Source organism: Burkholderia sp. APQ4-4ca (assembly GCF_057837105.1).
Genome location: NZ_JBYQCG010000059.1, coordinates 38,237 through 53,129, shown reverse-complemented (window position 1 = coordinate 53,129; position 14,893 = coordinate 38,237). Strand labels below are relative to the sequence as shown.

Here is a 14,893-nt window from a genome sequence, read left to right as displayed (position 1 = left end):
GAAAACGGTCGGGTTATGCGGCCCGCAGGATGCAGGTGCCGCAGGCGCGCGCGACGTCGACGTGGCCGACCTCGGGCGCACGGCGGGCCGCTTCGACGAGCTTCGCGGTGTCGCCCGCGCCGCCGGCCACTCCGTAGCGCCGGACGATGCCGACGAATTCCTCGACGTCGTGCCCGCGGATGCCGAGCTTCGGCATGCCGTCCTTCGTGAAGGCCGGCGCGCCGAACTCGTCGGTACGCTGGCCGATGTGATACAGCTCATGCTCGACGAGCGCGCACCACTGCAGGTCGCTGCATTCGCGCGCGTAGTGCGCGTCGAGTGTGATCAGGAACGTCGGCACGCGGCCGAACCATTCGAGGTACTGCTGTTCCTGCCTGGCGCGCTGCCAGCCGCCGGCGCGAATCGCCACCTCTTCGCACTGGCCGACGACGCGCCGCATCTGGCGCACGTTCTCGACGGCCGCCCAGAGGTAGGCGACGTCAGCGTCAATCAGGTGCTCGTGATCAGGGTTGTGCAGCGGCGCGCCGTCGCGCAAGAGCGTCTCGTTCACCCACTCGGCAACGCCGTCGGCCGGCGCGATGCGCTGAATCCAGTTCGAGTCGTCGAAGAGGATGTCCGGCGGCGCAGGCCGCGGCGCACGCGTCACCGGAGCGACTTCTGTTCGCTTCGAACGAGGCATGTTTATCGCGGACTCAGGTGGGGCAAGCGGTCGGCGTAGAATCGTCGTGCCGGAATCCACCGGCTCACGCTACGGGGTTAATGCTATGTCACGTGCTGACGCAAAGAATCGAGCAGTAGAACTCGTGAAGGCTGTTCTCGAAACGGGGATTTTCAGCCCCGTAGCACCGCCCGCTTGGCTGAATGATCCAGAGAAGCACGGGGATGCGCTCGGCAAGCTGATTGCCGCAGCGGTCAAGACGGCAACGAACGAGCTCGAGAACCTGTAACAAAGAGGCCCGCTGGTTCCGGCTCAGCGGGCACCTATCACGGGAGACCACCGAGATGGATCGCGAATATAGATTCAAGTACCACACGAAGCGCTGGGGACACTCGGAAACGCTTCGCCTTCGCAAAATCGACACCGGCTGGCACGTTCAGCATCTCGCCATCAACGGAGATTCGGACAAGGAAGGCAATCCATTTCTCTACGCCAATTTCGACCAAGACTACGTGAAGTACCCGACCGGGCTCGGCGGCTTCTTCGAGTTCATCTGGGGCGAACTCGACAGTGGGAACATTGACGAAGACCGCGCGCAGCAGCTTTTCGACGAACTCGGTGAGTGGGTAGCAACCTGCGAAATGAGCCAACCCGTGTGGCGTGGGTGGAACGCATAGCAAACAAAAAGCCCGCTGGCTTTCGCTCAGCGGGCTCAACATGTCTGGTGCCAGCAGGGCGGCGGAAACCCGTCTGCACCTTTCGGCGCGCTGGCTGATCGCCTCGCCACGTCTTCCCCGCCGGCGCAGCTAAGGCCGAGTCGAGTATAGCGCGGCACACCACAATGAAAAAGCCCACTGGCTTGTCGGCTCAGCGGGCTTCGGTCGCAACTCTGCAATCTGGCGAAAATTTACACCCCATCCGCCACATTTGCAAGGGGTATTTTCGCTGTACCCCTTACGCCTCAACGGACTCCGCAATCGTCACGTTGTTGCGCTCGAACAGCGGCGTCAGCCGCTTCACAGCCTGGTGCTCCAGCTCGACGAGGCGCTTCCGGATGATCTGCGCGTTCCGCTCGAGAGTGCGCACCGTGACGTGCGTCTCCTCGGAAATTTCCCGATACGACAACCCGTCCTGCCGCAGCCGCGCCTGCGAATGGCCGGCGATCAGCGCCATGATTGCCTTGCCGTTCGTCACGGTGAGCGACGGCCGCAGGTACGTCCGCATCTCAACGAGCGCCCGCTTCCACTCGACCGACGGCGGGATTCCCGGGTCTGCCGCGCGCGTGGCGCTCGCCGGCCGCGCCGGCATCCCGCAGGCGTATCGCAGCCACACCGCGTTGCGTTCCGGCTTCAGCAGGTGATCGCGCACCGCACCGACAACCATCGCGCACTGGGCCCGGATTTCGTCACCGCTCAGGCCGTCGAAGTTGATCGTGCCCGACGAGCTGCCGTACAGATATTCGAGAAACTCAGCCTGCCGGTCAGTGAGACGGCCGACCGATTCGAGGATCTGGATCAGCGCCAGGCGGAACTGCTGCTTCTGCCGCGGCGGCAGCGACGTCACCAGGAAGCTGACGTGCAGCGCCTGCTGCGTGTTCTCGAAGATGGCAATCACCGGCCACCCCGCGTCATCATCGCCAGCGCCTGGCGCGTGTTCAGCTCGGCCATGTAGCCCGTCAGATTGCTGGTGAAGTCCGGCCGGATGCGCGTGTCGACGTGCGTGCCCGGCGAGCGACTCGTGCCGGCGAGCGAGTACATGCGGCCGCGGGCCGCCGAATGGCAGTCGAGCCGCGCGAGCGCGACGTCGAGCGACAGCAGCTGGCGCACCGACGAAACCGGATGCTTCACCCGGCGGGCGAGGTCGTGCGCCGAATACCGGACGCCGGGCTTCATCGCGCCGATCAGCCCGTTGATGGTGAGTTTGCTTTTTGCTTTCAAGGCCCCGCTCCTTATGCTGACTTCAGATTCAACTCGATCGCCTCGATCCGCACGCCCGGCGTGCGCGCGTAGCGCTTCGACACCCAGAGGTCGACGACCTGGCCGTCGTCGACGTACACCACCCCGTTCATGCCGTCCTTCAACGCCTTGACAACGTTGTCGGCGTCCGGCTTCTTCGTCGCGCCGATGGCGCCGGCGGCCGCTTCGCCCTGGCGCTTCATCGACCAGCTAGCCGGAATGGGCAGTCCGATGTGCACGATCAGACGAATGGGGCCGGCGTACGGCGAGGCGCTACGCATTGCCGCGCGCGCGGCCATCTTCACGAGGTTCTCGTAACGCTCCGTCTCCTCGGGCGTGTAGGTGGTGACGTGCGCGCCGCGGCGCGCGAACTTCGGGCGCCCCTTCGCGACCGGCGTGCCGGGAACGACGAACTCGACGCGTTGCGCGACCGGCGATGCCGTGATGAGAGATTGCTGCGTCATGCCCGCCACCCTTGCCAATGCCCGGGACGAACTGAAGCCTGCGAAGCCTGCCGGCGCAGATCGGCGGCGGCACGCGGGCTCATGACGATCGTGCGGCCTTCGACGATGTACGACACGTCGGAAGTGCCGAAGAACTCGCGCATCCACCGGTTCAAGTCGCTCACGAACTCGGCGGGCATCAGCTCGGCGAATCGCGGCGAAACGGTCATGCGCGGCACGTCAGCGCACAGCGGCGACGCGATCACATCCATTCCCAACACCCTCATGCCGTCACCTCATCTTCGATGTCGTCGGTCACCGGCACACCGCTGATCGGCCGCAGGTTGGCATCGCGGACTTGCGCGCGACCGTGCGCAATCAGCCCTTCCCTCGTTTCAACCGCGCCCCGGAAAGAAACGACCCACCACGGAGCGCCGCGCGGGCTCAGGCCCACCACCTGCACGACCATTCCGTTCTGCTCATGCAACGGCGAGCCAACCGTGAAAGCCAAATCACCAGGTTTGCAGTTCATCGCCCTTCCCCCATCAAAGCGCCGACCGCGACCGGGCCGGCAGTGCTGCGAAAACGTCGGTCAAGCGCGTCCCACCACGGGCCATCACCTGCGGCGTTGTAGACGCGCATGCGGAAATCGAAATCGGGCTCGCCGGCCTCTTGAACGACGCCGAGCTCCGCGCCCTTCGCAACGATTCCCGACCACGACTCGTTCCATGGACCGCCCGGTGTAGGTGTCCCCGGCGATGCGCGCGCGGCCCGTGCGGCGAGCGTGTCCCCGATGATCAGGTCAAGGAATCCGACGTTGAGCGGTTGCTCGGAACGCTCGCGCTCACGGCGCTTGCGTCCCGCGGCAATGGCCGCACGCAGGTCGTCGACCGTCACGCCGCGCCCGGGCCAGCTCGCCAACCGCGTGTCATCGGCGGCGAAGCCGACGCCCGACGAACGCAGGATTTCGACGAAAGCGGCGGCGGCGATCGGCGGTTCTTCCCCGTCTCCCTGTGCTGTGCCGCCGCCGCTCGCTGTGTTTACATCTCCCTCTCCCTCTCGCTTGCGATCGGGGGGCGAATCGGGGGGCGATTGCGTTGGTGATCGGGGGGCGATCGGACCGGGATCGCGACGCGAATCGGATACGATCTCGCGGACCTGCTTTTTTCGCAGCCATTCGGATTGCGGGGCGATCGCTTTTAGGAGGTTCGCGGCCTCGACGATCTGCGCGCGCACGGCCACGGTGTCGACCTCGATGCCCCAGCGCTTCGCGTTGCCGGTGGTGCCGGACAAGCTGCTGGTCAGCTTCGATACCCACGCTTCGAGCACCTTCTCGGCGACGACAGGGTGATAAAGGCGGCCGTCGGCACACTTCACCCAGCCGCGCAGCGCGTGTTCCTTCACGCGCTTCCAGTTCTTCGACTGAGACAGATGGCCGAGCATACGGTCGTCGGCCGGCAGGCTCGCAGCTGGGATCTGATGCCAGCTCTCAAGCCACAACGTGATCGCGGCCGCGCGCTCGTCGCCGGTGCCGAGGATCCACGTTTCGGACGTCAGCAGGCGCTTCACCTCGAGCGGCATGAACGGGAAATCGCGGAGGTTGCAGTCCGCTGGGGTGAGAGGATTCGGGAGGTCGTTCATTCGCAAAGTCCATACGCCGAGGCGCATGCGGTCGCCGGCTCGGCGTCCGCGAGGAGGTCGTATTGCCGGCCGCCGCGCGTGGTCATTGACCACTGGACGACATCAGAGATAAGCGTCACACGTCGGTCAGCGCGCCACGAATCGGAGTGGAAGAACGAGACCGGGCTGCCCGGGCGGCACACCGCCGATACGAGGCGCTCCCACTCCGCTATGCGCTCCACGTGCAGGGGGAAGCGGCGCGCGATCTCGCGCAATTCGAGCTTCCCTGCGTTAATGCAGGGCATGCAGCCGACGCGCGTCATGCCTTCGCGGTACAACGGATTTGCGGCGATACCGGCAGCCGCGTGCGCATCGAAGACGTCTGCAACATTCCAGCGCAGAATCGGTCGGAACACGGCGTAATGCCCTCCGCGCCATTCGTACTGCGGAAGCCACCGACGCGCCTCGCTCTCGTCCGCGCGTACGCCCTGCCAGGATTCGACGAAATATCCCTCGTCGATCAAGGAGATCGCATACTCGGTCAGCGGATTCCGCTTCAGGCATTCCGTGCAGAACTGCCGCTTTCGGGACGGGAAGCCACCACGCACCATGCAAAGGTCAAGGAACGGATTCCCGGTCGGGTGCGGCAGGTCTAGCGCGCGAGCGGCCGCCTCGGGCGTCCACGCGTACATAAACTCGCGCTTGCCGTACACGGATGATTCCGGCTCGCCGGCGGCGAGCCGCGCGAGGTTCGCTCGCTTCGTGGCGAATTCGTCGGTGAAGTCGGCACGCACCACATCGACGGCGATTCCCAGCGCGCGCGGTAGGTATTCGAGCGCGTATTCGTACGTCGACTCGTGCTCGTTGCCGGTGTCGGCGAACACGGCGCGAACATTCTCGCGGCCGTGCAGCTCGAGCGCGACGAGCAGCGTCGCGGTGCTGTCCTTCCCGCCCGACAGCGAGACGACGTGGAGGGTCGGCCGGTCCATCACGACACCTCCAGCACGAGGCCGGGCTGGCGCAGGCGATCGCGCTGCAGCGGCGTGTATTCCGGATTCAGCTCGAAGCCGACGAAGTGCCGCCCGAAGCGCTGCGCGACCTGGCCCGTCGTGCCGCTGCCGAAGAACGGATCGAACACGACGTCGCCCGGGCGGCTGCCGGCGAGCACGCAGGGCTCGACGAGCGCTTCGGGGAAGGTCGCGAAGTGCGCTTCGGGATACGCCTGCGTCGGAATCGTCCAGACTGACCGGCGGTTTGCCCCGTCCTTCGGCTGATAGTCAGCCGGAGCCTGCGCGCCTTTCCGTCGCCCGTCACGGTGGAATGCGCCGTGTGCGCCGGCGCCGGTATCCCATCCATCCGGAGCCTTGTAGCGATCGCGCCGCTTGTAATCCATCGTGTCGAACGACTGCGCCTTCGTCTCGCCGCTGTACGGCGTGCGAATGGCATCGGCGTCGAAGTAGTAGCGCTCGCTCTTGCTCAGCAGGAACAGGTACTCGTGCGCCTTCGTGCAACGGTCGCGCACGCTCTCCGGCATGGGGTTGGGCTTGTGCCAGATGATGTCCTGACGCAGATACCAGCCGGCGTCCTGCAGTGCGAACGCCAAGCGCCACGGCTGGCCGACCAGATCCTTCGGCTTCAGGCCGTCGACGCGCATGTCCGAGCGCGGTACCGGCGCGTCATCGCGTCGCCGGCTCGCCGTCATGCTCGTACGAGCCTTCCGCGACTCAGCCTGGTTGCGCCGCGTGCCCTGCAGCGTGGAACCAACATCCGGCCCGCTGCGCGATCCGACATAGCTGTCGCCCATGTTCAACCAGAGCGTGCCATCGTCGGCGAGCAGCTCGCGCGCGAGGTCGAACACGCCGACCAGCGTGTCGATGAATTCGCGCAGCGTCGGCTCCTGGCCGATCTCGCGATGCTTGTCCGGGTGGCCGTCGGGAAGGTACGAGCGCAGGCCCCAGTACGGCGGGCTCGTCACGATCGTCTGCACCTTCGCGCCGTCGGCGATCATCGCGCGCATCAGGTCGCGGCAGTCGCCGCGGTGGGAGCGGTCGAGCCAGTTCACGCGACCTCCCGCGCAATATGGGGCAGCGGTTCGGCAGCCGATTCGATCGCAGCCTGAATGCGCTCGAGCTGCTGACGGAGCCGCTTGACCTCGGAATCGATGCCAACGCGCCGCGCGGCTTGCTTGCAGGCGCTGGCGATCTGCCACGCCCCTGCACTAGCCGGCAGTCCAAGCGCGTGCGCGAGCTCGATGCGCGCGCCATCGATCTGCGCCGCATCGCGCTCCGCATGCTGCTTCGCCCGATCGAGGATCAGCCGCCGTTCGTTTTCCGCCTCTTCCGCAAGGTTTTCGAGCCGCTCGGTGGCGGCGTTCAGTCGGCGCTCCGCATTCAGTCGATCTCGGACAGCATCCGCGACGACGTCGCCGAGGCGCGCGCGAAGCTTTTTTTCGAGCGTCCATTCGTTGCAGAGACCCGCGCGCAGCTGCTCGTAGCTTTGGTCCGCGAGCCGCGCCATGCCGTCGATGATGAGCTTGATCCACGCGTCGCGCGGCAGGTTCTCCATGTTCTTCAGCGTCGGGCCCTTCAGCGATCGCCAGCCGTCCGGCCCACGCACGATCAGCCCGCAGCCCGCCGGGATGTCCTCTTTCTTCAGCAACCCGGCCGGCGCCGCGAAGATCACGCCGGCGGCGAAGCGCAGGTAGGAGGTCCACTTCCCTGCCGTCACATCGCGGCGGAAGTCGGCGACGCTGATCTTGCATTCGTAGGCGACCGGCTGGAATCGCGCGAACGAGCACGGCACGGTATAGACGTCCGGCCGCGGCGAGCCGGCCGGCCCGAGTTGCATGTCGGTCCATACGAGGCGATCGGATGCGCCGCGAAGATGCGCGGCGAGATCCTTGGCGAGGTCATCGTGCGCCCACGTCATGCGACCTCCAGCTGCAGTTCGAGCTGAGCGCCGCCGAAGCGCGCTGCCAACCATGCGTCGTAGGAACCGAGGCGCGTCACGTCGCGGCGGTCGGCACCCGTCTCGGCCACGAATTCCCGAACCCGCGTGCTGTTCCAACAGATGAAGCCCGCCATGCGGCCACCGGGAAACGCGACACGGTCGGCCGCGCACACTTGCTCGGGCGTCATTCCGCGCGATTGCGCGTATGCGAGAAATCGAGGATTCCAAATGGTCGGCGTGCTCATGCGGCGTCCCGATACGGTTCAGCCGACGTCGAGCAGATGCCCTGCTCCCAGTCGTAGACGTTGTACACCCGCGGGCAGTCATTCGCCGCCGCCCAGCCGCGTCCCCACTGCCGCACGAAGCGCGCGAGCGGGCCGCGCAGCGGGTTCTCGTGAAATGGGATTCCGGCGCGCGCGGCGCGCCAGCCTGCGCGGAACGCCGCGCGCTCGAACAGTTCGGTCAGCACGAGCCGCTCTCCTTCGTGTTGTCGATCGGCGCCGCCTCGGGCCGCACGCGCTCAAGCATCCAGAGCTGGTCCGGACGGAACGCGAGATAGTCCTGCGGGGGATCGCGGAAGATGAAAAGGTGCTTTTCCTCGACGAGGCCGAGGTAGGTCATGGGCCGTCCGAGCTTGCGGACGAAGTCCTTGCCGATGTCGCGCCGGCTGATCGTGACCGTCATGCCGCCACCTGCCGCTGGCCGAATGCCTGCTGGACGAACTCGCCGATCGCCTGCTGGCTGAGCCGGCGGTATTCCTCGATCGCCTTGCGCTCCTGGATGGCGAGCCACTGCCGCGGGTAATCGCAGCCGGTGAACATGCAGAACAGGTGCAGTTTCGTCGCGGGAAACGGTCGGCGGCCGGCGATCAGGTCGCCGAGGTGCGGATAGTGGATCTTCGATTTCTTCGCGAGCGTCTTTCGATCGAATCGCGTAACGCCCATCTCGAGCGCCTTCGCCAGGCACTCCTCGAACGTCATAGCTTCGATCTCGCTCTCGGGCAGCGTGGCGGCCGGCGTCCACAGCGCGAACATCCTGATTTCTGGCTGGTTCATACGAAAAATCAATCGTTACCCAGTTGGTTACCCACTTGCTTACCCAGTTGGCACCGGGGCGAAATAAAGGCCAGGACAACACCTGGCCAGCTATCAACGAATGCAAACCATTGCGATCAGTCGACGCCTGCACGAAGCGCGTCGCGCTGCCCTCCATCTGACGTACACGCGCCCATGCGTCCCGGCGCCGCAGCGGCCGACGCGTCAGGCCAGATCAGATGCCAATCGGTGGGGCGAAAGTCCCTGTACGGGATGCCGACGGCGTTCCCGACGAGCACGCAGTTCTCGGGTCTCATTGCATTGGGGGAATGCAGCCACTTGTGGATGTGCGGCTGCTTTTTGCCGATCAAGCGGGCAAGTGCGGACTGCGACCCAGCTTTTTGGATCGCTGCCTGCAGAGCCGGCACGGAGCAATTGGTCGGTTTCATGCGGCAATACTATAACCAAAGTTATTCATCCGCAAGAACTTTGGTTATTTGCCGCCCTACAACCAAGGTTATACGATGCCCGCTATGGAAAATCCTGAATTCGGGCGCCGGGCAAAGGAGCGTCGCGAGGCACTGGGCTTGTCCCAGAAGCACATCGCGGAACTTGTCGGCGTATCGCAGCCGGCAATAGCCAAGGTTGAACGAGGCGGCAGCACCACGACCACAAACGGGTTCGCGCTCGCACGCGCACTGCAAACCACACTTGAGTGGCTCGAATTCGGCGACGCGGCCCAGCCGGTTCCGCCCGGCTACGATCGGCTCGACGAGCTCGGCCGCGCCAAAGTCGAGGCGTACATTAGTGGGCTGCTTGCACAGTCAGCTCCGCACGATTCGCCTGCTCAGGACGAAGACAGGCCGTTCGGCGGCTGACCCGCCAAGCCTCTTGTGGAAGCGGCTCCAGCGACGCATCCCAGAACGAAAACTCCCGTGTCACGACCGGTCGCTTCATCCGTTCCGTGAAACCGAACGCGGGCTCCTCGAGCAGCACATCCCATCGACCATCCGACCGCAGCCGCTGAATCGCCACGATCGTGCCGACCAGCGCAGGGTTCCTGCTCGCCACCACCCTTGCCAAGTCCCCGGGCCTGCAGCGCAGGCGCGTCTTCGATTCTTCTTTCACTGGCCGCCCTCGTGTTCGGTTTGTCACTGTACTGTATGCATGTACAGTAGTTTATCCCCAGTTCCCGAAGACTTTCAACTGCTGTCAGCAGACGCTTAACAAGCGGCCCATCGCCGCGCTGTTACAAATTTCCGGCCCATACGATAACTTTGGTTGTTGACACGTCGATAACCTTAGTTATAATTCCAATCAACGCGACACCGATGCCGCGCCACCGCCCAGGCGGATCGCTCTCTAACAATCGAAGGTAAGCCGGGACCGCACACGCGGAGCAACCGGCCGGCGCGATCAGCGTCGTGAGTCAGGACAGGCGCAGCGCGCTAGGCCGAAGTTTGGCTACCGCTTGCAGGCTTGAACGAACCTGATGCAAGACAGCCAGCAACACGTGACCGATGGCGTCGTAATCGGCACAAACCTCGCGCGGCCCGGAGCCGGCACGGCCGGGAGTAGCCGGGCGCGCGAGTGATGCAGTTCTGACCGGTGGCGGTTCTTCTTCTGAGGCGTCACCAGTGAGAGCTGCGCATGCAGCATCGAAGTTCAAGACCGCAATTTGATTAGCAATCCTGCTTTCATTGGAGGGCGCTATGCACACTCCTCGACCTCATCACCACAACATACGCACCCTGCCCGTGCGGGTCGACCGACACGCCGACCAGCTGCAGGCGGCGGACGACGACGCCGCGCTGGCGCGCGACGAGCGCAACGAAGCGATCGCCGACACCGTCACGTTCGACGTACTGCCGTTTTCGACCGAGCAGATCGCCGTGCTTGATGCCGCGCTGCGTCGCGGCCGAATCGAGGACGTGTACGAGGTCTGGAATATCTGCAAGGCAGCGCTCGACGCGGAAATCGCGCAGCGCATCGCCGACGCTGATCTCGCCGCCGCCGTGCCGCGTTTCGCGAACGTCTACTGCTCGAGCTGCGGCCAGAAGTTCGGGCCGGGCAATGCCGGGTTTTCCAGCTGCAACGAACACTTCGGGCGCCGGGCGCGCGACGACTGACCAACCGCTCCCGCTACAGGAGAAAGACATGCGAATCACTTTCGAGATGGTCACCACCAAACGAACCGTGTGCTGGATCGACCCGGGGACGGGCAAGAAACGCCAGAAGACCCGGCGTTTCGAGCAAACCGTGAACCCGTTCAATCGTGACGCCTTGGGCCGTCCGAAGGACCGGCGCGCCATCTGCGCCGAAGTGAACCGCGAGGCTGATCTCTGGAAGCTCCAGGCCGAGAACGACATCCGCAACGGGGTTTATCCCACGGCCTGACCAACCGCGCCCGCTACGGCGGGCAATCTGCCCCAAGGCCGAAACCGCCCGCCGCAGAGCATCGTGGCGAGGTCGCAGCGTGTGGCGCTGCCTGACGATGGCCGTCAGTACCGCGAAGAGGATCGAAATGGACAACACGAAGCATGGCGGCCCGGCGTTTCCGGAAGTTCCCGGCGACTGCAACGGCTATGAAGGCAAATCTGGTATGACGCTGCGTGACTACTTCGCCGCACATGCACCCGACGTGCCGGACGATTTCGGCTGGGCAACCGGTGAAACCGACTCGTGGCAGCGGCGCACGCGCTGGAACTACCACTACGCCGACGCCATGCTCCGCGCGCGAGGTGACTGACATGAACGAGATCAAGCACACGCTCGGTCAAGCATGGCTTCAGCGCGCGAAGGAACTCGCGCAGGAACGGGCTGATTCGAGCTTCGCCTACGGCGAGCTGCCGTCGGATGCGGACGAAACCGCATCGGCCGACGCTTATGCGCGCTCGCTCGCGGCCGATCGGTCGCTCGACGCGCACCTTCAACCGATGGCACACCTGATCGACGCGCTGCACCTGGTCGCGTCGAAGACCGTGCTGACGTCTGGCATCCGCGCCGTTGTCGACGACGCGCTGGCGAAGGCAGGTTTCCGCGCGCCCGTGCCCGTGTCCGATCCCGTTCGCCACATCACCATCGCCGGAGTCGACCGATGAGCAACCTCAAATCCCCTGCCCAATGCGGCGACCTCGCGGAAAAGCTGATCGCGGACTACGTGCGCAGCTGCGGCGCATACGGGAATCCGGATGCGCTCGCGAACGTGATGGAAATGCTGATCAGCAAGGCGGCGCTCGGCATCGCCATGGTCGGCAGCGAGGCACTCGCGCATCAGATCCTCACCCGGACACACCACAACGTGGCGACCTTTGCCGAGCGGAACCTCCGGAGGAACCGATGATGCGCTCACCCCTCAACAGCTTCCAGCCTGTATTTCGTCAGTACAGGCAATCGCCTGTATCCCGCCTGCGTTACGTGATCGAAGGCTCGGCATGGGCGTTCGCGTACGGCGTCGCGATCGGCGCGCTGTGGTTCGGTGCTGATCTGGCTGGCCCCTACCTGCGGAGCCTCGGATGACGCCCTTCGACCTCCTCGGCGCGCTGCTCGACCGGGTATTCGAATGGAATCCCATAGCCGGCTACCTCGTCGCACTCGCGATAGCCGCCGCGTGCACGTTCGTGCTCGCCCGGCTCAACGCTGACGGCACGACCGTAACCGCACTCGTTACGAGGCCCTCATGAGCCGCTTCACCGATCACGCCGACCTCTTCGAGCGCCGGCACCCGCGTGCTGCCCGGGCGCTGGTTCTCGCGATCTTCCTCGCGGTTGCAGTTATCGCGATCGCGATCGACTACTTCTGCAAGCGCTTCGGAATCCTCTAAGCGCCGCCGTCGCACCCATCGACGCCACGTTGTCCACCACTTGCCGCGCCGTCCGGTGCGCGTCTCTCGTCGTTCTATCTGGAGTTCCAAGACATGAAAACCATCGACACCCAACCCGTCGAGTCGTCGCAGATCCATAGCATCGGCTACGACGCTGAATCCGAAACGCTCGCGGTCCGGTTCAAGGATCGCAAGACCGCCGCGCCGACGTCGCTGTATCACTACACCGGGTTCACGCAGGCGAACTTCGATGCGCTCAAGACCGCCGACTCGCTCGGCTCGCACTTCTACAAGCACATCAAGCCGTTCCCCGATCGCTTCCCGTACGTGTGCGTCGAGAAGATGCCGGCACCGGCCGCGGAGGTCGACGCCGAAACAGCAGGTGCGGCGTGACTCCCTCGGTCTATACCGTGCGAGCGTCGAGCTGGGGCGCACTGTTCGAGTGTGCCTACCGGTGGGAGGCGATCCACCTCCTGAAGATGCGAAACGTGGTGGGCCTGCGCGCCGCGCTCGGTACCGCGATCCACGCAGGCACGGCGGCCTATGACCAGAGCGTGCTTGACGGCTCCGGCTTGACCGTCGACGACGCAGCCGGTGCGTTCGTCGACAAGCTGCACGACCCATCGAACGAGTACAACCCGGCGAGCGACGATCTCAGTCTGAAGGAAGCGGAGCGCATCGGGATCTCGCTCACGACGAAGTACTGCCTCGAGATCACGCCGCGGTACGACTTCGTCGCGGTCGAGATGGAAACGAAGCCGCTCGACATCGACTGCGGCGGTGGGATCGTGGTCCGCCTCACCGGCACGATGGACCGCGCACGTGTCCGTCGCACGGCGCTCGGCCCGGGCATCGCCGACCTGAAGAGCGGATCGAAGGCCGTCGCGCAGGGCGTCGCTGTCACGAAGGGCCACGGCCCGCAGATCGGGACATACGAGCTGTTGTACGAGCACACGACCGGCGAGCAGATCGGCGACACCGCCGAGATCATCGGCCTGAAAACGAAGGGTACGCCCGAGGTCGCGACCGCCCCGGTCAAGAACGCCAAGCGCGTGATGCTCGGCACCGAGGAAACGCCGGGGCTGATCCAGTTCGCCGCCGACATGTTCCGCTCTGGTCGCTTCTTCCCCAACCCGAAATCGCTGTTGTGCGACAAGAAGTACTGCCCGCGCTACGGCACCTGCCAATTCCACGAATAACCGAGGTATCCATGTCCACGCCCACCACTCTCGAATCCGTCCGCTCGCCGCTGCCGCGCGAGGCCAACATGCCCGCCGTGGCCCCCGGTTTCGGCTCGCTGCAGTCATTCGAGCTGATGCAGCGCGCGGCGAACCTTCTCGCGTCGTCGACGCTCGTGCCTGCCGCGTATCGCAAGGTCATCGAGAAGCTCGACAAGTACGGCAACGTGAAGGAATCGCGTGAGAACCCGAACGCGCTCGCGAACGCCGTCGTTGCGCTGAATATGGCGCAGCGCATGGGCGCCGATCCGCTGATGGTGATGCAGAACCTATACATCGTCGAGGGCCGGCCGTCCTGGTCGTCGCAGTGGATCATCGCTGCGGTGAACGGCTGCGGTCGCTTCTCGCCCCTGCGCTTCGACATCAAGGTGCTCGGCGACAAGACAGTCGAACGCGTCGAAACGGTCTGGGAGAACGGCAACCGCAGCACGGTCACGAAGCGCGTGCCCATCGTCGACAAGGTCTGTGTCGCGTGGGCCATCGAGAAAGAAACCGGCGAGCGGATTGAATCGCCCGCCGTGTCGATCGAGATGGCCGTCAAGGAAGGCTGGTACACGAAGAACGGCAGCAAGTGGCAGACGATGGACGAGGTCATGCTGCGCTATCGCACCGCGTCGTTCTTCGGGAAGCTGTACGCGCCCGAGCTGCTGATGGGCCTGACGAGCGTCGAGGAAGTGGCGGACATCGTCGACGTACACGAAGACGGCAGTTACTCGGTCAACCGCTCGACGCTCGACGAGCTGCGCGCCGGCCGCGCGCAGCCGGCCGAGGAAGTCTCGCGCGCCACGCCGGTGCAAACCGGTCCCGCCACCGAATCGCGCGAAAACGCCGCGCCGCCGTCGGACGCGCACGCGGACCCCGTCGACGACCAGGGTGAACCGAGCGATGACGATGACGGCGGCCAAGGCGGCTTCGACTTCGATGTCGCCGGACTCGTGCGCGGCATCCGCGAGGACATCGAAAGCGCGAAATCTCCCGAAGACCTCGACCTCGCCCGGAGCGCGATCAGCGGTGTGCCCGATGAAACCGCCAAGGCCGAACTGAATGCCCTCGCCTCCGCGCGCATGCGCGCCATCACGGCAGCAGCCGAACAGGCGGCCGCCGGCAAGGCAACCGCTCAGACAACCGCGCCGGCCGGCCGCCGCCCGCGCAATCCGATCAACGCCGACTAAC

Annotated in this window: 29 protein-coding genes; 14 read left to right on the top strand and 15 right to left on the bottom strand. The window is 65.2% G+C overall.

The features are described from left to right. Positions 1–13: 13 nt before the first annotated feature. Positions 14–679 (bottom strand): putative metallopeptidase, encoded by a 666-nt coding sequence (locus AC3IFE_RS02050; RefSeq protein ID WP_489189559.1) that lies wholly within the window; start codon positions 677–679, stop codon positions 14–16. Positions 680–803: 124 nt separating this feature from the next. On the opposite strand from AC3IFE_RS02050, the gene AC3IFE_RS02045 reads away from it, so the two are divergent. Beyond that, complete coding sequence (locus tag AC3IFE_RS02045) at positions 804–947, top strand: hypothetical protein (RefSeq protein WP_181035398.1); 144 nt, start codon at positions 804–806, stop codon at positions 945–947. A 55-nt stretch (positions 948–1,002) separates the two neighbouring features. Continuing rightward, complete coding sequence (locus tag AC3IFE_RS02040; protein ID WP_104012200.1) at positions 1,003–1,335, top strand: hypothetical protein; 333 nt, start codon at positions 1,003–1,005, stop codon at positions 1,333–1,335. Between the two features lie 277 nt (positions 1,336–1,612). Here AC3IFE_RS02040 and AC3IFE_RS02035 read toward each other — a convergent pair whose 3' ends face one another. From AC3IFE_RS02035 to AC3IFE_RS01970, 14 genes are all read right to left on the bottom strand, one after another. Further along, positions 1,613–2,272 (bottom strand): MalT transcriptional regulator family protein, encoded by a 660-nt coding sequence (locus AC3IFE_RS02035; protein ID WP_104012201.1) that lies wholly within the window; start codon positions 2,270–2,272, stop codon positions 1,613–1,615. Continuing rightward, positions 2,269–2,595: a hypothetical protein gene (locus AC3IFE_RS02030; RefSeq protein ID WP_489189443.1), complete on the bottom strand. Its 327-nt coding sequence runs from the start codon at positions 2,593–2,595 to the stop codon at positions 2,269–2,271. Before AC3IFE_RS02030 ends, AC3IFE_RS02035 begins: the two co-directional genes overlap by 4 nt. A gap of 11 nt (positions 2,596–2,606) precedes the next feature. Continuing rightward, positions 2,607–3,077, bottom strand: coding sequence for a RusA family crossover junction endodeoxyribonuclease (locus AC3IFE_RS02025; RefSeq protein ID WP_489189558.1), 471 nt, complete (start codon positions 3,075–3,077; stop codon positions 2,607–2,609). Further along, positions 3,074–3,328, bottom strand: a complete 255-nt coding sequence (locus AC3IFE_RS02020; RefSeq protein WP_489189442.1) for a hypothetical protein — start codon at positions 3,326–3,328, stop codon at positions 3,074–3,076. Before AC3IFE_RS02020 ends, AC3IFE_RS02025 begins: the two co-directional genes overlap by 4 nt. Positions 3,329–3,339: 11 nt before the next feature. Then, entirely contained in the window at positions 3,340–3,588 is a 249-nt protein-coding gene (locus AC3IFE_RS02015; protein WP_226224676.1) for a hypothetical protein, read from the bottom strand. Beyond that, positions 3,585–4,697 (bottom strand): DUF1376 domain-containing protein, encoded by a 1,113-nt coding sequence (locus AC3IFE_RS02010; protein WP_489189441.1) that lies wholly within the window; start codon positions 4,695–4,697, stop codon positions 3,585–3,587. The genes AC3IFE_RS02015 and AC3IFE_RS02010 overlap by 4 nt, the downstream gene beginning before the upstream one ends. After that, on the bottom strand, positions 4,694–5,668 hold the full coding sequence (locus tag AC3IFE_RS02005; protein ID WP_489189440.1) for a phosphoadenosine phosphosulfate reductase domain-containing protein: 975 nt from the start codon (positions 5,666–5,668) through the stop codon (positions 4,694–4,696). The genes AC3IFE_RS02010 and AC3IFE_RS02005 overlap by 4 nt, the downstream gene beginning before the upstream one ends. Next, positions 5,665–6,738 carry a DNA-methyltransferase gene (locus tag AC3IFE_RS02000; RefSeq protein WP_489189439.1) on the bottom strand — a complete coding sequence of 358 codons (1,074 nt, stop codon included), beginning with the start codon at positions 6,736–6,738 and terminating at the stop codon, positions 5,665–5,667. Before AC3IFE_RS02000 ends, AC3IFE_RS02005 begins: the two co-directional genes overlap by 4 nt. Continuing rightward, positions 6,735–7,658 carry a hypothetical protein gene (locus tag AC3IFE_RS01995; RefSeq protein ID WP_489189438.1) on the bottom strand — a complete coding sequence of 308 codons (924 nt, stop codon included), beginning with the start codon at positions 7,656–7,658 and terminating at the stop codon, positions 6,735–6,737. Before AC3IFE_RS01995 ends, AC3IFE_RS02000 begins: the two co-directional genes overlap by 4 nt. Further along, on the bottom strand, positions 7,601–7,870 hold the full coding sequence (locus tag AC3IFE_RS01990) for a hypothetical protein (protein ID WP_489189437.1): 270 nt from the start codon (positions 7,868–7,870) through the stop codon (positions 7,601–7,603). The genes AC3IFE_RS01995 and AC3IFE_RS01990 overlap by 58 nt, the downstream gene beginning before the upstream one ends. Continuing rightward, a complete protein-coding gene (locus AC3IFE_RS01985; RefSeq protein WP_489189436.1) occupies positions 7,867–8,094 on the bottom strand; it encodes a hypothetical protein in 228 nt (75 codons plus the stop codon). The genes AC3IFE_RS01990 and AC3IFE_RS01985 overlap by 4 nt, the downstream gene beginning before the upstream one ends. Beyond that, complete coding sequence (locus AC3IFE_RS01980; protein WP_489189435.1) at positions 8,088–8,309, bottom strand: hypothetical protein; 222 nt, start codon at positions 8,307–8,309, stop codon at positions 8,088–8,090. The genes AC3IFE_RS01985 and AC3IFE_RS01980 overlap by 7 nt, the downstream gene beginning before the upstream one ends. After that, on the bottom strand, positions 8,306–8,680 hold the full coding sequence (locus tag AC3IFE_RS01975) for a hypothetical protein (protein WP_489189434.1): 375 nt from the start codon (positions 8,678–8,680) through the stop codon (positions 8,306–8,308). Before AC3IFE_RS01975 ends, AC3IFE_RS01980 begins: the two co-directional genes overlap by 4 nt. A gap of 116 nt (positions 8,681–8,796) precedes the next feature. Beyond that, positions 8,797–9,108 carry a transcriptional regulator gene (locus AC3IFE_RS01970; RefSeq protein ID WP_175698509.1) on the bottom strand — a complete coding sequence of 104 codons (312 nt, stop codon included), beginning with the start codon at positions 9,106–9,108 and terminating at the stop codon, positions 8,797–8,799. An 84-nt stretch (positions 9,109–9,192) separates the two neighbouring features. On the opposite strand from AC3IFE_RS01970, the gene AC3IFE_RS01965 reads away from it, so the two are divergent. From AC3IFE_RS01965 to AC3IFE_RS01910, 12 genes are all read left to right on the top strand, one after another. Next, positions 9,193–9,537: a helix-turn-helix domain-containing protein gene (locus tag AC3IFE_RS01965; protein WP_059638737.1), complete on the top strand. Its 345-nt coding sequence runs from the start codon at positions 9,193–9,195 to the stop codon at positions 9,535–9,537. Between the two features lie 834 nt (positions 9,538–10,371). Beyond that, complete coding sequence (locus AC3IFE_RS01960) at positions 10,372–10,788, top strand: hypothetical protein (protein ID WP_489189433.1); 417 nt, start codon at positions 10,372–10,374, stop codon at positions 10,786–10,788. A gap of 28 nt (positions 10,789–10,816) precedes the next feature. After that, positions 10,817–11,056 (top strand): hypothetical protein, encoded by a 240-nt coding sequence (locus AC3IFE_RS01955; protein ID WP_060966018.1) that lies wholly within the window; start codon positions 10,817–10,819, stop codon positions 11,054–11,056. Positions 11,057–11,183: 127 nt separating this feature from the next. Beyond that, positions 11,184–11,408 carry a hypothetical protein gene (locus AC3IFE_RS01950; RefSeq protein WP_489189432.1) on the top strand — a complete coding sequence of 75 codons (225 nt, stop codon included), beginning with the start codon at positions 11,184–11,186 and terminating at the stop codon, positions 11,406–11,408. A 1-nt stretch (position 11,409) separates the two neighbouring features. After that, positions 11,410–11,760, top strand: coding sequence for a hypothetical protein (locus tag AC3IFE_RS01945; RefSeq protein WP_489189431.1), 351 nt, complete (start codon positions 11,410–11,412; stop codon positions 11,758–11,760). Next, on the top strand, positions 11,757–12,002 hold the full coding sequence (locus AC3IFE_RS01940) for a hypothetical protein (RefSeq protein ID WP_489189430.1): 246 nt from the start codon (positions 11,757–11,759) through the stop codon (positions 12,000–12,002). The genes AC3IFE_RS01945 and AC3IFE_RS01940 overlap by 4 nt, the downstream gene beginning before the upstream one ends. Further along, the gene (locus AC3IFE_RS01935) at positions 11,999–12,178 is read left to right on the top strand and encodes a hypothetical protein (RefSeq protein ID WP_489189429.1); all 180 of its coding nucleotides are present in this window, start codon (positions 11,999–12,001) and stop codon (positions 12,176–12,178) included. The genes AC3IFE_RS01940 and AC3IFE_RS01935 overlap by 4 nt, the downstream gene beginning before the upstream one ends. Then, positions 12,175–12,342, top strand: coding sequence for a hypothetical protein (locus AC3IFE_RS01930; RefSeq protein WP_489189428.1), 168 nt, complete (start codon positions 12,175–12,177; stop codon positions 12,340–12,342). The genes AC3IFE_RS01935 and AC3IFE_RS01930 overlap by 4 nt, the downstream gene beginning before the upstream one ends. After that, entirely contained in the window at positions 12,339–12,482 is a 144-nt protein-coding gene (locus AC3IFE_RS01925; protein ID WP_489189427.1) for a hypothetical protein, read from the top strand. Before AC3IFE_RS01930 ends, AC3IFE_RS01925 begins: the two co-directional genes overlap by 4 nt. A 93-nt stretch (positions 12,483–12,575) precedes the next feature. Continuing rightward, positions 12,576–12,875 (top strand): KTSC domain-containing protein, encoded by a 300-nt coding sequence (locus tag AC3IFE_RS01920; RefSeq protein WP_489189426.1) that lies wholly within the window; start codon positions 12,576–12,578, stop codon positions 12,873–12,875. Next, positions 12,872–13,681 carry a RecB family exonuclease gene (locus AC3IFE_RS01915; RefSeq protein WP_212093623.1) on the top strand — a complete coding sequence of 270 codons (810 nt, stop codon included), beginning with the start codon at positions 12,872–12,874 and terminating at the stop codon, positions 13,679–13,681. Before AC3IFE_RS01920 ends, AC3IFE_RS01915 begins: the two co-directional genes overlap by 4 nt. An 11-nt stretch (positions 13,682–13,692) precedes the next feature. Further along, positions 13,693–14,892 (top strand): hypothetical protein, encoded by a 1,200-nt coding sequence (locus AC3IFE_RS01910; protein ID WP_489189425.1) that lies wholly within the window; start codon positions 13,693–13,695, stop codon positions 14,890–14,892. Position 14,893: the final 1 nt, after the last annotated feature.